Source organism: Sphingobium sp. LSP13-1-1.1, from assembly GCF_040676415.1.
Classification (GTDB): domain Bacteria; phylum Pseudomonadota; class Alphaproteobacteria; order Sphingomonadales; family Sphingomonadaceae; genus Sphingobium.
In genome coordinates, this window is sequence record NZ_JBEGHU010000045.1 from 39,875 (window position 1) to 52,855 (window position 12,981).

The following is a 12,981-nucleotide window of genomic DNA, read 5'->3' on the forward strand; positions in this document are numbered from 1 at the left end:
TAGATCAAATCAATGGAAATCATCGAATCGTCCCATCTATGCCTATGCCCCGCTTCGCCTAGCGTTGCGCCATGGCTGTCCTTCCCTTTGTCGACATATCCAGGCTGGCAAGCGCTTCCCGCGAGGACAGGCTTGACGTAGCCCGCGCGCTGGACTGCGCCTGCACCGATGCGGGCTTTCTCTATATTGGCGGGGCGCAGCTGGACTGGGCGCTGTTTCGCCGCCTTGTCGCGCGGGCCAAGGCGTATTTCGCGCTGGACCATGAGGCGAAGATGGCCAGCTATATCGGCCATTCGCAGAACCACAGCGGCTATGTGCCCGTGGGGGAGGAGCAGTTCGGCACGGGCACCAGCGATCTCAAGGAAGCCTATGACATCAACCGCGACTATCTGCGGCCTGACGATCGCCGGCCGCTGCTGGGCCCGAACAACTGGCCCGAAATGCCCGGATTTCGCGAGGACGTGTCGGCATATTACCGGCACCTGTCGGACATTGGCGGCCAGATCTTCTGCGCCTTCGCGCTGGCGCTGGGGCTGGAGGAGGATCATTTCGACGCGCATCGCCGGAACCCGCCCAGCCAGTTGCGGCTCATCCACTATCCGTTCGATTCCAGCGCGCAGGACAGGCCGGGCATAGGCGCCCATACCGACTATGAATGCTTCACCCTGCTCTTCGCCACGGCGGGGGGCCTGCAGATTCTCGACCGGAACGGCGACTGGGTGGACGTGCCGCTGATGGACGGCGCGATGATCATGAACATTGGCGACATGATGGAGATCCTGTCCAACGGGCGCTATGTCGCGACAACCCATCGCGTGAAGAAAGTGGCGCAGCAGCGCTACTCCTTCCCCTTCTTCCACGCCTGCGACTATGACTATGTCGTGGCCCCGCTGGTGCCGGGCGAAATACCCCGCTATCCGCCGCTCAGGGGTGGTGAACACCTGTTCAACCAGACGGCGCAGACCTTCGCCTATCTCAAGCGCCGGATCGCGAAGGGGGAACTGGTGCTGGCCAACGCCATGCCGCTCGATTCCTTCGGGCGGCGTCCGGGAAAGCCGGGCGCATGAGGCTGGCCGACCTGCCTCATGCGCTGCCCCCGGTGGTTCCGGCCCAGCCGGCCTTTCCGCGCCGCCTGCTGGGGGCTTTCCGGCGCAAGAGCATCACCTTCTGCACCGGCGTGACGGATGAGGCGACCGTGGTCTACTGGTTCCAGTCGCGCAGCTTCACGCTCGACCTGCGGCTGCCCGACGGCACCGCCACATCGGTGTCCGACCGGCAGGGCTGGGTCGGCGACACGCTGTGGGATGAGGAAAGGCAGCAAATGTCCTGGTCGATCGCCAGAAGCTACCAGCCGCGCAACCAGTGGCCGGAACCGGCGGAGCTGCGCTTCATGGGCAACAGCGTGCTCGAATTCGCCCCATCGGGTGCCTATGTCGAGGATTGGCGGCAACAATCCTTTCGCGGCCCTCTCCTTGGCCTGCGGCTCCTGAGCCTGCATGACGAGGATATGGGGCAGGATCTGCCGATGGACGGCGGGTTGATCATCGCGGGAAACCATGTCGCCTATGCGCAATCCCGATTGCCGCGACTGGACGCGGCCCTGCGCAATGCCACCGGTCTGGGCCAGGCGCTGACGGACCGGCTGCTCACGCCGGAAGAGATCGAAAGCTATGAGGTGTCGGTGGCGCTGGACGGCCGGACCATCACGCATAGTACGCAAGGCGGCAGGATCGGCCGGCAGATCGCCTCGGGGACGTTCGCGCTTCAGCCGGACGGAAGCGTCCTGCTCTCGCGGCGGGTGGGCGGCAGGCGCTGCCGGTTGCGCTTCGCCATCGACATCCACCTGCCTGATTTCACATTCGATCGACAGACGGAGGGCGCGTCCCGGACAGCGGAGTGGATGGAGAAGGAGGGATCCCATCTTTTCCGGCACGCCGCGATCGCATCCTGACCGCCGCCGGATCGCGCCGCGACGGCTGGTCCGGTTGGCGCCGTCGTCACCGCCCTGCCGATCATCGGCCTTGTATTTTGTCGGAGTATAGCGCTACCAAATCTCGGCAGCGGCATGGCGACCCATGACCGGCCAGGAGAGAAGCGCGTGTCCCACCAACTGCCCAGCATCCAACCCACGCGTCGGGGGCTGCTCGGCAGCGCGGGTGCGGCCGCGATCGCCGCCGGCTTCGGCGGCGTGCAGCCATCCTTCGCGGCGCAGGCGGGTGCGGCGGACAGCGTGGCGCGGCCGCCCCGGCTCAAAGCCTTCGACATGGCGGACGTGACCCTGGGGGAGGGGCCGTTCCTCCACGCCCAGCGCATGACGGAGGCCTATCTGCTGCGGCTCCGGCCCGACCGGATGCTGCATAATTTCCGCGTCAATGCGGGGCTGAAGCCAAAGGCGCCGGTCTATGGCGGATGGGAATCGGAACCGACCTGGGCTGACATAAACTGCCACGGCCACACGCTGGGCCATTATCTTTCCGCCTGCGCGCTTGCCTATCGCTCCACGAAGGACCGGCGCTTCAGGCAGCGCGTCGATTATATAGCGGGCGAACTGGCGGCCTGTCAGAAGGCGGCGGGATCGGGGCTGGTCTGTGCCTTTCCCGACGGCCCGGCGCTGGTGGCTGCGCACATCCGCGGGGAAAGGATCACCGGCGTTCCCTGGTACACGCTGCACAAGGTCTATGCGGGCCTTCGCGACGGCGCGCTGCTGGCCGACAGCGCAGCGGCGCGCGACGTGCTGATCCGGCTGGCCGACTGGGGCGTGGCCGCAACCCGCCCGCTTTCCGCCGCGCAGTTCGAAGCGATGCTGGCCACCGAACATGGCGGCATGAACGAAATCTATGCCGACCTTTTCGCCATGACCGGCAGGGAGGAATATCGGCATCTCTCCCGGCGCTTCTCCCACCAGGCGGTGATGGAACCCCTGGCGGAGGGCCGCGACCTGCTGGACGGCATGCATGCCAACACCAATGTGCCCAAGGTCGTCGGCTTCCAGCGCGTCTATGAAGTGACCGGCGACGATCGCTACGCCAGGGCGGCCGCCTTCTTCTTCCGCACGGTCGCCCACACCCGTTCCTTCGCGACGGGCGGCCATGGCGACAATGAACATTTCTTCGCCATGGCGGATTTCGACCGGCACGTCTTCTCGGCCAAGGGATCGGAAACCTGCTGCCAGCACAATATGCTGAAACTGGCGCGGCTGCTCTTCATGCAGGATCCGCAGGCGGATTACGCCGATTATCATGAACGCACGCTCTATAACGGCATCCTCGCCTCGCAGGATCCGGACAGCGGCATGACGACCTATTTCCAGGGCGCACGGCCCGGCTATATGAAGCTCTACCACACGCCGGAGGACAGCTTCTGGTGCTGTACCGGGACCGGCATGGAAAATCACGTGAAATACCGGGATTCCATCTATTTTCACGATGACCGCGCGCTCTATGTCAATCTGTTCCTGCCATCCTCGGTGCTGTGGCGGGAAAAGGGCGCGGAACTGGTCCAGCGCACCGCCTTCCCCGACGCACCCGTGACCAGCCTGCAATGGAAACTCCGCGCCCCAGCGCAGATCGCGCTGCGCCTGCGCCATCCCCGCTGGAGCCGCACCGCCACGGTGTCGGTCAACGGACAGGAGGTGCTGCGCTCCTCGACGCCCGGCAGCTATGTCGAGGTCGACCGCCTGTGGCAGGACGGCGACCGGGTGGAGCTGCGCCTCGCCATGGAAGCCGCGGTCGAAAGCGCACCCGCCGCGCCGGACATCGTCGCCTTCACCTATGGACCGATCGTCCTGGCGGGCGCGCTTGGCAGGCAGGGCCTGGCCCCGGGCGCCGACATCATCGTCAACGAACGCAAATATGGCGAATATAATGGGGGCGCCGTCGCCGTGCCGACCCTTGCCGGCGATCCGAAGGCGCTGGCGCAACAGATCAGGCCCGGCGCAGCCCCGCTGGAATTCACCATCGCGGCGAAGGACGGCACGCCGGTCCGGCTCATCCCCTATCACCGCATCGCGCATGAACGCTATGCGACCTATTGGCGGGTGGAGCCGGCATAGAGCGTCCCCGCCAAGTCCCAAACGGTCAGCCTGTCGTCCACCCTCCGCCCAATGCCCTGAACAGGTCGACCTGCGCGAAGGCCACGGCGCGGTTGGCCGCCGCAAGGTCGCCTTCCGCCGCCGCCAGCGTCCGCTGCGCATCCAGCACGGTCAGAAAGTCGATCTGCCCCTCCCGCTGCCGGGCGAGGCTGATGCGCGCGGCCCTGTCCGCCGCCTCCCGCGCCGCCTTCAACGTATCGCGGCGCTCCAGCGCATGGGCATAGACCGACAGCGCCGTTTCCGTTTCCTCCAGCGCCTGCAGGACTGTCCCGTCAAAGCTCGCCAGCGATCCGTCGGCATCGGCCCTGGCCGCCGCGATCCGGGCGCGATTGGCTTCCTGGTTGGGAAAGGCCCAGTTGATCAGCGGCCCCAGCAGCCAGCGAAAGGGGCCGCCGCCCAGAATATCGCCGCCGCCAATGGCCGTCGTGCCGATCGATCCGCCCAGCGTGATGCGTGGATAGAGATCCGCCGTCGCCACGCCGATCCGTGCGGTATCGGCGGCCAGCCTCTGTTCCGCCGCGCGCACGTCCGGTCGGCGGGCCAGCAATGCGCGGCCGTCGCCGACCGGGATGGGCTGGCTGAGGTCGGGCGTCTTCTCCTGCTCGCGGATGGGGGCGGGCAATTGCTGCGGCGCCCGGCCCGTCAGCGTCGCCAGCCGGAACAGCGCGCCGTCCCGGTCCGCGATCAGGCTGGGGATGATCGCCGCCTGCTGGTCGCGCAGCGCCGTCACGCGGATCACGTCCAGCCGGTCCGACCGGCCGACCTCGAACCGGGCGTTGGTGATGCGGATGCTGTTGTCGAGCAGGGCGACCGTGTGCCGCGCCACGGCGATGCGCTCGGCCGAGCTGGTGGCGTCGACATAGGCGCGCACCGTGTCGGCGACCACCGCCACGCGCACGGCGTCGGCATCGGCCGACGCGGCGTTGACGTCGCCCCTGGCCGCCTCGATGCTGCGCTTCACGCGCCCGAACAGATCGACCTCATAGGCGACGTTCATCCCCGCATCGATGGTCCAGTTTTCGCGGTCTGCACCAGGCAGCGTCTGCGCGGCCGACGCCCGGCCATAGCTGGGCGAACCGCTCAACCTCGTCTGCGGCAATCTGTCGGAACGGGCGCCGCGCAACTGGGCGCGGGCCTTTTCCAGCCGGGCGACCGCCACGCGGATGTCGGTGTTGGCCTTCAGCGCATCCTGCACCAGCCCGTCCAGCACCGGATCGCTGTAGAGCCGCCACCAATGGTCGTCGGCCTGCGCCGTGCTGACTGCCGGGCCGGTCGCGCCGATGAACGCGCCCGCAGCGGCGGTGGGCGTTGCCGGCGCCTTGTAGTCCGGCCCCGCGGCGCAGGCCGTCAGGGCGGACGCGCCCAGCAGGAGGGGGAGGAGAGTCTTGATCATCGTGCCGTTCCTTATTCGGCGGGTTGCAGCGCGGCGGGGGCCTGACCCTTGCCCTTGCGGGAAAAGCGGTCGCCCAATGCGCGGCACACGACATAGAAAGTGGGGGTGAAGAGCAGGCCGAACGCCGTCACGCCGGTCATGCCGAAGAAGACCGCCGTACCCAAGGCCTGCCGCAGTTCCGCGCCGGCCCCGCTCGCGATCACCAGCGGCACCGCGCCCAGGATGAAGGCGAAGCTGGTCATCAGGATCGGCCGCAGGCGGGTCTGGGCGGCCTGCACCGCGGCGTCGACGGGTGACAGCCCCTGTTCCTCCTCGGCCTGCTTTGCGAACTCGACCACCAGGATGGCGTTCTTCGCCGCCAGCGCGATCAGCACGACCAGCCCGATCTGCGTCAGGATGTTGTTGTCCATTCCGCGCAGGTTCACGCCCAGCATGGCCGCGAACAGGCACATCGGCACGATCAGGATGATCGACAGCGGCAGGGTCAGGCTTTCATATTGCGCCGCCAGCACCAGGAAGACGAAGAAGACCGCCATGGCGAAGACGATCCCGGCGGTGTTGCCGGCGATCACCTGCTGATAGGCGACGCCCGTCCACTCCCTGCCATAACCGGCGGGAAGGGTGGTGGAGGCGAGCTTCTCCATCGTCGTCAGCGACTGGCCGCTGCTGTAGCCGGGCGCCGTATCGCCGTCGATCTCCACCGCGGGAAGCAGGTTGTAGCGGACCACGCGATAGGGGCCGGTCTTGTCCCTGAAGGTCGAGACCGAACCGATCGGCACCATCTGCCCGCTGTTCGACCGGGTCTTCAGGTTGGCGATGTCCGCCACCGTGTCGCGATGGCCGGCATCGGCCTGCGCCGTCACGCGATAGGTGCGGCCCAGCAGGTTGAAGTCGTTGACGAAGGCCGAACCCAGATAGACCTGCATCGCTTCGAACACGCGTTCCGGCGGTACGCCCAGCAGGTCGGCCTTGCGGCGATCCACATCGGCATAGATGCGGGGCGTGCCGACGTCGAACAGGGTGTAGACCATCTTGAGTCCGGGGGTCTGGTTGGCCTTGGCGATGAAGTCCTGCGCCTGCCTGTTCAGTTCGGCATAGCCATGATCCTCGGGGTCCTGGATCATCATGCGGAAACCGCCCGGCGGCACCAGGCCGGTGATGGTCGGCGGCGGCAGCAACAGGATGCGGGCCTTGTCATAACCGGCGACTGCCTTGCTCGCCTGCTCCATGATCCCGGCATAGGTGACGCCTTCCGCCTTCCGCTCGGCGAAGGTCTTGAACGGGAAGTAGATGGCGGCGCTGTTGGGCGCCTGCGTCTGGGACGGCCCGTGGAACCCGGCGAACATCACCGCGCCGCGCAGCCCCTTGATGGGCAGGATCCTCGCCGCGACGTCCCGCGTCACCTTGTCGGTGCGCTCCAGCGACGCGCCGGAGGGAAGCTGCACCACCGCCAGGAAATAGCCCTGGTCCTGCGCCGGGATGAAGCCGCCGGGCGTCACCCAGAACAGGGCGATGGTGGCGGCGATCAGCCCCGAATAGGTCAGCAGCATCTTCTTGGGCCGCGCGACGAGGAAGCGGGTCAGCCGCCCATAGCCCGCGCTCAGCCGGTCGAAGCCGCGATTGAAGCGGTCGGCGGCCTGCGCCGCCAGCCGGCGCCAGCGCGGCGCATCGCGCAGGTCATGTCCGTCATGCTTCGACTTCAGCAGCAGCGCGGCCGCCGCCGGAGACAGCGTCAGCGACAGGATCAGCGAAATGATCGTCGCGGTCGAAATGGTGACGGCGAACTGCTTGTAGAAGGCGCCCGAAATGCCGGTGATGAACAGCGTGGGCACGAACACCGCGCACAGGACGAGGACGATGGCGATCAGGGCGGTGGAGACCTCGTCCATGGAGATGCGGGCGGCCTCCAGCGGCGACATGCCCCGCTCGATATTGCGCTCCACATTCTCCACCACGACGATGGCGTCGTCGACGACGATGCCGATGGCCAGCACCAGCCCGAACAGGGAGAGGTTGTTCAGCGAATAGCCCAGGGCGGCCAGGACCGCCGCCGTCCCGATCAGCGAAACCGGAATGGCGATGATCGGGATGACCGCGGCGCGCCAGTTCTGGAGGAAGACCAGGATGACGATGACGACCAGGATCACGGCTTCGAACAGCGTGTGATAGACGGCGTCGATGGACTGGCTGATGAATTCGGTCGGATTGTAGATGACGCTGTATTCCAGCCCCTTGGGGAAGCGCCTGGACAGCTGCTCCATCTCCGCCTTCACCTTCTCCGCCGCGTCCAGCGCGTTGGAGCCGGGACGCTGCATCGCCGCGATGACGACGGTGGGCTTGTTCGACAGATAGGTGTTGATGCCATAATCCTGCGCGCCCAGCTCGACGCGGGCGACGTCGCCCACGCGCACCTGGCGGCCGTCCGCATCGCTGCGGATGACGATGTCGGCAAATTGCTGCGGCTCGGTCAGGCGGCCCTGCATCTCGACGCCAAGCTGGAAGGCTTCACTCCCATGCGAACCGGCGTCATAGGGCGGCTGGCCGATGGCCCCGGCGGACACCTGCACATTCTGGGCGCGCAGGGCCTGCACGATCTCGCCCGCCGTCAGGTTGAGCGCGGCGGCGCGATCGGGGTCGATCCAGATGCGCATGGCATAGTCGCGCGATCCGAAAAGCTGCACATCGCCCACGCCGTCCAGCCGCGCCAGCCGGTCGCGCACCTGCGTCAGCGCATAGTTGGAGATATAATTGCGGTCGAACGTCCCGTCGGGCGACTGCAGGTTGACGACCATCAGGAATTCCGGCGTCGTCTTGCGGGTGACGACGCCCAGCCGCTGCACCTCTTCCGGCAGGCGCGGAATGGCGACGGCGACGCGGTTCTGGACCAGCACCTGCGCGGCGTCCAGGTCGGTGCCGACCTTGAAGGTGACGGTGATCGTGACCTTGCCGTCGCCGGTCGACTGGCTGCTCTGGTAAAGCATGTCGTCGACGCCGTTGATCTCCTGCTCGATCGGCGCGGCAACGGTCGACGCGACGGTTTCGGCGGAGGCGCCGGGATATTGGGCCGAAACCGTGACCGTGGGCGGCACGATGTCGGGATATTGCGAAACGGGCAGGCCGACAAAGGCGAGTCCGCCGATCACGGTGATGACCACCGCGATTACGGCGGCGAAGATCGGCCGGTCGATGAAGAAACGGGAGAGGCGCATCGGACGAATTCCTCGATGGCGTGAAAAGGGGTTTGCGATCCGGGGGGGACGGATCTGCTATATTCTCGGTGCCCCTGCGAAGGCAGGAGCGCGCTGTTCCGGGGGCTATCGCGCGAAGGTTGCCTGGGCAGCTATCGGCGCGGCGCTATCCGTCGGCGCAACCGGCGCCGGGCTGGCCGTGATGACCGCCGGCCTGGTCGCGACCTTCGCGCCGGGCATGGCCGCCTGGATGTTCGACACGATGACCCGGTCGCCGGGCGTCAGCCCCGACCGGATGATGCGCAGCCCGTCGACCACGGGGCCCAGTTCCACCGGCTTGGCCGCGACGCTGTCGTCCCGCCCGACCACCAGCACGGTCTTGCGCGCCTGATCGGATTGGATGGCCTCGTCAGGCACCAGCAGGGCATTGACCTTGCCGCCATTGGCCAGCCGCATATTGCCGAACATCCCCGGCGTCAGGAACATGTCCGCATTGTCGAACACGGCGCGCACCCGGATCGTCCCCGAACGCGGGTCCAGCCCATTGTCGGTGAAGTCGAGCCGGCCCTTGTGCCGGTAGTCGGCTTCGTCCTGCAACCGGACCTCGACCGCGCCGCCCGCGCCCTTGTCACGCTGCGACTTCAGGTACAGCGCCTCCGACGCGTCGAAGTTGAAGTAGATGGGGTCCAGCTTGTTGACCGTCGTCAGCAGCGTCGCGCCGGTGCCTTCGCCCGCCGAGACGAGATTGCCGATATCCACCCGCCGGTCCGAAACGCGCCCCGAAATCGGCGCGCGGACCTGCGTGAACTCGACGTCCAGCGCCCGCTGCCGCTCGCGCGCCTGCGCGCCCGCCAGCGCAGCCTGCGCCGCCTGCAGGCGGGACCTCAGCGAATCCACCTCGCTGGCCGAAACCGCCTCGTCCCCGGTCAGGCGCTGGACGCGGCTATAGTCATTCTGCGCCAGCAGCAGCGCGCTGCGGGCGCTGGCGGTGCTGGCCTTCGCTTCCGCCAGGGCCGCCAGGAAGGGCCGCTGGTCGATGGTGAAGAGCAGTTGCCCGGCCTTCACATAGTCGCCGTCCCTGAAATGAATGGCGGTCACCGACCCCGAGACGCGCGGGCGGATCTCCACCGTCTGGCTGGGGGCGAAGCGACCGACATATTCGTCCCATTGCGTCACCGCGCGGGTCAGCGGGGCGGATATGCCCACGGTGACCAGCGGGGTGGCGGCGGCCTGCGCCTCCGGCCTGTCGAGCAGCTTCCACGTCACGCCCCCGACCAGGGCCAGCGCGATGACGCCCAGCGAAACATGACGCTTTCGCCAGCGGACAAGGGGGCTTGCCGACCGGGTGTCGATGTCGATGGGGCTGTGCATGTTCATAGTGTCAACTCCGGGAACCTTGGGGCGGCAGGCGCCCTGATCAAAAGGCGGCGCGTCTTTGCGCGCTGATATTGGCGAGCAGCGTCTCAAGCTGGCCTTCGCTGAAGCCAGCCTTGAGAAACGCCTTCAGGAAGGACGGGCGCACCGTATAGCCGCGATGCCAGGCGTCGACCGCCAGGCGGCGCAGGCTTTCCAGCCGCCCGTTGGCAAGGCGCGGATTGGCCCGCTCTCCAAAGATCCAGCTTATCAGCCGGTCCCAACGGTTCGGCGCGCGCAACGACGCCAGCCCGTCCCGCCGCGCAAGCTGGATGATCTGCCATTCAACGGGCGCGAAACCGGCATTCGGCGCCGCTGCCGCACCGATCGTCCCGCCATCTTCGCCAAGCGTGGCAAGTTGCAGAAATGCCATGGCAATTCCCCTGTAAAGGACGCAAGGGCGGGATGTCCGGGCCGACAAGTCGTCGTCCGCTGCGAGCCATCCCGGCCGAACGTGGAAAAAAACCTCTCCGCCGCGCGACCGTCGGGCCACGCGTCGAACGATGAAATGATGGTCAGGTCGCGCTGCCCCGGTGGGCTGCACGCGTCAGGTCGTCAGCGACGACAGAGTTTCAGAAATGTCCGCATCCTATGACCCCTTTGCGGTGGCAGGCCCATTCAATACTGAATGGTATATAATGCACTGCAGCAGCAGGGTCAAGGGACTTTTATACCGATTGGTAATTTTTCGGTATCTAATTCCGAAAGGCTTTCTTTTCCGTCACTTGCCCGGCCAGACGGCCAGGGTCGTCTCCACAAGCTGCTCCAGCAGCTCCCGCGACATTCCGGCGCTGGCATGCACGGCCATGCCCTGCATCACGGCGGTCAGATAGGTGGCCAGCGCCTGCGGCTCGATCGTCTCGGGGAAGTCGCCTTCCTTGCGCGCCCGTTCCAGCCGGGCGACCAGGGCCGCATCGGATGAGGCGCGCCGCGCAATGACCTCGTCGCGGATCGACTCGGCCTGGGTGGCGCAGGCGACCGCGCTGATCACGCCCAGGCAGCCATGCGGATCGGTCGCCCCGGTCTGGATCGCCAGCGAACCGCGCAGCAGCCGCTCGACCACGCCCTTCGCCGTGGGTTCGTCCAGCGCCGACCTGATGTAGCACAGCTTGTCGCGCTCATAGAGGTCGAGCGCCTTGCGGAACAGCGACTCCTTGTTGCCGAAACAGGCGTAGAGGCTGGGCTTGGTGATGCCCATCGCCTCGGTCAGCTCGGCCATGGACGCGCCTTCATAGCCGCGCCGCCAGAAAACGGTGAGTGCAGCGCTAAGCGCCTGTTCGGGATCGAACTCCCTCGGCCTTCCCCTCGTTGTCTGAGTCTGTGTTTCCATACCGAGCGGTATATAGTGCGGATGGCGCCCATCGTCCAGACCCGGCTTCTACCGCGCGCCACTTTGTCCTATCAGCCGGAAAACAGCGAGTAAAACGCATGCAGACCCGTCTCCTTCAATATTTCCTGGCTCTGGAGAGGGAAGGGCATTTCGCGCGGGCGGCGGCCGCATGCCATGTGTCGCAACCCACGCTTTCCGCCGGCATTTCCGCGCTGGAGGCGCAACTGGGCAAAAGGCTGATCCTGCGCAACCGCCGCTATGCGGGCCTGACGGAGGAAGGCCGGGCGATCCTCCCCTGGGCGCAGCAGCTTGTCGCGGCGACCGACAATCTGATGCAGGCGGCTGCCGTCGCCAAGGGGCCGTTGCAGGGCGAATTGCGGCTGGGCGCGATCCCCGCAGCGATGCCGGCCGTCGGCCCGCTGGTCGAGTCGCTGCTGGAACGGCATCCCGGCCTCAACATCTCGGTGCGCGCGCTGACCTCGCGCCAGATCGAGCGGGAACTGTCCGCCTTCGAACTGGATGCGGGCCTCACCTATCTGGATTTCGAGCCGCCCTCCCACATGCTGGCCGCCCCGCTTTATGTCGAACGCTACATGCTCGTGGCGGCGCGGGGCGTGCTGGATGAAAAGCATCCGCCCGAATGGGAGGATGTGGCCGCCCTGCCGCTGTGCCTGCTGCACCAGGGCATGCAGAACCGGCGCATATTGGACGCGCGCCTGGGCGAGCGGGGCCTCGCGCTGCGTCCGGTGGTGACGGCGGACAGTTATGTCGCCCTGTTCGCGCTGGTCCGGCAGGGGCGGCTCTGCTCGATCGTGCCCGACAGCCATGCGATGCTGCTGGACGGGCTGGACTGGGTACGCACCTTCGCCCTGCCCGACGCGGAGGACGGCAGCCGCATCGGCGTGATCGTCTCGGACCGTGCGCCGCTGGGGCCGCTAGCCCAGGCGGTACTGGCCGTGGCGCGGGACATTTCGGGGCGGATCGACGGGATTTAAGGAGCACCTCCCCCTCCGCTCCTCATCCCGCATCACCCAGCACGATCGCATCGATCCGCCGCAACATGGCGACGAACGTCTCCACTTCCTCCGCGCTGAAATGCGAAAAGACCCGGCCTTCCAGTTCCAGTGCCTTGGGGGCGATGGCGTCATGCAGACGCTGCCCTTCCTCCGTCAGCGCCAGCAGATGGGATCGCCGGTCCTGCGCATGGGGCAGGCGCTGGACAATCCCGCGTTCGGTGAGCGCGATGGCGGCCCGGCTGACCGTCACCTTGTCCATGCGGCTCTGCGCGCAGATCTGCTGCTGCGTGATCGTCCCCCGCTCCGCCACCCAAGCGATGACACGCCATTCGGCGATGCTGATGCCGAACAGCCTTTCATAGCTTTGCGCGATGCTGTCGCTCAGCAACGCCGCCGTGAAGGACAGGCGATAGGGGATGAAATCGTCAAGGTGCAGCGTTTTCCCGGTCATTGCCATCTGGTAACATTTGATACTTCCCTGGCAAAGCGCTATGATGGTAACAATTGATACCAGATAGCGGCCGGGGAATCGGCCAGGAGTTCGGTCAAGT

General features: G+C 66.7%; 10 protein-coding genes. 4 read left to right on the top strand and 6 right to left on the bottom strand.

Annotated elements, in window-relative coordinates:
* Nucleotides 1-71 precede the first annotated feature (71 nt).
* The 3 genes from MRBLSP13_RS17515 to MRBLSP13_RS17525 all read left to right on the top strand — a co-directional run bounded on the left by MRBLSP13_RS17515 (nucleotide 72) and on the right by MRBLSP13_RS17525 (nucleotide 4,051).
* On the top strand, nucleotides 72-1,067 hold the full coding sequence (locus MRBLSP13_RS17515; protein WP_363755806.1) for an isopenicillin N synthase family dioxygenase: 996 nt from the start codon (nucleotides 72-74) through the stop codon (nucleotides 1,065-1,067).
* Entirely contained in the window at nucleotides 1,064-1,951 is an 888-nt protein-coding gene (locus MRBLSP13_RS17520; protein ID WP_363755808.1) for a hypothetical protein, read from the top strand. The genes MRBLSP13_RS17515 and MRBLSP13_RS17520 overlap by 4 nt, the downstream gene beginning before the upstream one ends.
* Nucleotides 1,952-2,263: 312 nt before the next feature.
* Complete coding sequence (locus MRBLSP13_RS17525; protein ID WP_363756028.1) at nucleotides 2,264-4,051, top strand: glycoside hydrolase family 127 protein; 1,788 nt, start codon at nucleotides 2,264-2,266, stop codon at nucleotides 4,049-4,051.
* Between the two features lie 25 nt (nucleotides 4,052-4,076).
* Here MRBLSP13_RS17525 and MRBLSP13_RS17530 read toward each other — a convergent pair whose 3' ends face one another.
* The 5 genes from MRBLSP13_RS17530 to MRBLSP13_RS17550 form a co-directional block, all read right to left on the bottom strand.
* On the bottom strand, nucleotides 4,077-5,483 hold the full coding sequence (locus MRBLSP13_RS17530; protein ID WP_363755810.1) for a TolC family protein: 1,407 nt from the start codon (nucleotides 5,481-5,483) through the stop codon (nucleotides 4,077-4,079).
* 11 nt (nucleotides 5,484-5,494) lie between these two features.
* Nucleotides 5,495-8,692, bottom strand: a complete 3,198-nt coding sequence (locus MRBLSP13_RS17535) for an efflux RND transporter permease subunit (protein ID WP_363755812.1) — start codon at nucleotides 8,690-8,692, stop codon at nucleotides 5,495-5,497.
* Nucleotides 8,693-8,797: 105 nt separating this feature from the next.
* A complete protein-coding gene (locus MRBLSP13_RS17540) occupies nucleotides 8,798-10,048 on the bottom strand; it encodes an efflux RND transporter periplasmic adaptor subunit (RefSeq protein ID WP_363755814.1) in 1,251 nt (416 codons plus the stop codon).
* 40 nt (nucleotides 10,049-10,088) lie between these two features.
* Nucleotides 10,089-10,457 (bottom strand): hypothetical protein, encoded by a 369-nt coding sequence (locus tag MRBLSP13_RS17545; protein WP_363755816.1) that lies wholly within the window; start codon nucleotides 10,455-10,457, stop codon nucleotides 10,089-10,091.
* Nucleotides 10,458-10,805: 348 nt separating this feature from the next.
* Nucleotides 10,806-11,414: a TetR/AcrR family transcriptional regulator gene (locus tag MRBLSP13_RS17550; RefSeq protein WP_363755818.1), complete on the bottom strand. Its 609-nt coding sequence runs from the start codon at nucleotides 11,412-11,414 to the stop codon at nucleotides 10,806-10,808.
* Between the two features lie 98 nt (nucleotides 11,415-11,512).
* Between MRBLSP13_RS17550 and MRBLSP13_RS17555 the strand changes: the two genes are divergently transcribed.
* A complete protein-coding gene (locus MRBLSP13_RS17555) occupies nucleotides 11,513-12,409 on the top strand; it encodes a LysR family transcriptional regulator (RefSeq protein ID WP_363737391.1) in 897 nt (298 codons plus the stop codon).
* A gap of 22 nt (nucleotides 12,410-12,431) precedes the next feature.
* On the opposite strand, the gene MRBLSP13_RS17560 is transcribed toward MRBLSP13_RS17555, so the two are convergent.
* Nucleotides 12,432-12,881, bottom strand: coding sequence for a MarR family winged helix-turn-helix transcriptional regulator (locus MRBLSP13_RS17560; RefSeq protein ID WP_363755820.1), 450 nt, complete (start codon nucleotides 12,879-12,881; stop codon nucleotides 12,432-12,434).
* Between the last annotated feature and the right edge of the window lie 100 nt (nucleotides 12,882-12,981).

Coding starts and splice junctions, on each gene's coding strand:
- MRBLSP13_RS17525 (WP_363756028.1), top strand. CDS start 2,264: ATGGCGGACGTGACCCTGGGGGAGGGGCCGTTCCTCCACGCCCAGCGC.
- MRBLSP13_RS17515 (WP_363755806.1), top strand. CDS start 72: ATGGCTGTCCTTCCCTTTGTCGACATATCCAGGCTGGCAAGCGCTTCC.
- MRBLSP13_RS17520 (WP_363755808.1), top strand. CDS start 1,064: ATGAGGCTGGCCGACCTGCCTCATGCGCTGCCCCCGGTGGTTCCGGCC.
- MRBLSP13_RS17550 (WP_363755818.1), bottom strand. CDS start 11,414: ATGGAAACACAGACTCAGACAACGAGGGGAAGGCCGAGGGAGTTCGAT.
- MRBLSP13_RS17560 (WP_363755820.1), bottom strand. CDS start 12,881: ATGACCGGGAAAACGCTGCACCTTGACGATTTCATCCCCTATCGCCTG.
- MRBLSP13_RS17535 (WP_363755812.1), bottom strand. CDS start 8,692: ATGCGCCTCTCCCGTTTCTTCATCGACCGGCCGATCTTCGCCGCCGTA.
- MRBLSP13_RS17555 (WP_363737391.1), top strand. CDS start 11,513: ATGCAGACCCGTCTCCTTCAATATTTCCTGGCTCTGGAGAGGGAAGGG.
- MRBLSP13_RS17530 (WP_363755810.1), bottom strand. CDS start 5,483: ATGATCAAGACTCTCCTCCCCCTCCTGCTGGGCGCGTCCGCCCTGACG.
- MRBLSP13_RS17545 (WP_363755816.1), bottom strand. CDS start 10,457: ATGGCATTTCTGCAACTTGCCACGCTTGGCGAAGATGGCGGGACGATC.
- MRBLSP13_RS17540 (WP_363755814.1), bottom strand. CDS start 10,048: ATGAACATGCACAGCCCCATCGACATCGACACCCGGTCGGCAAGCCCC.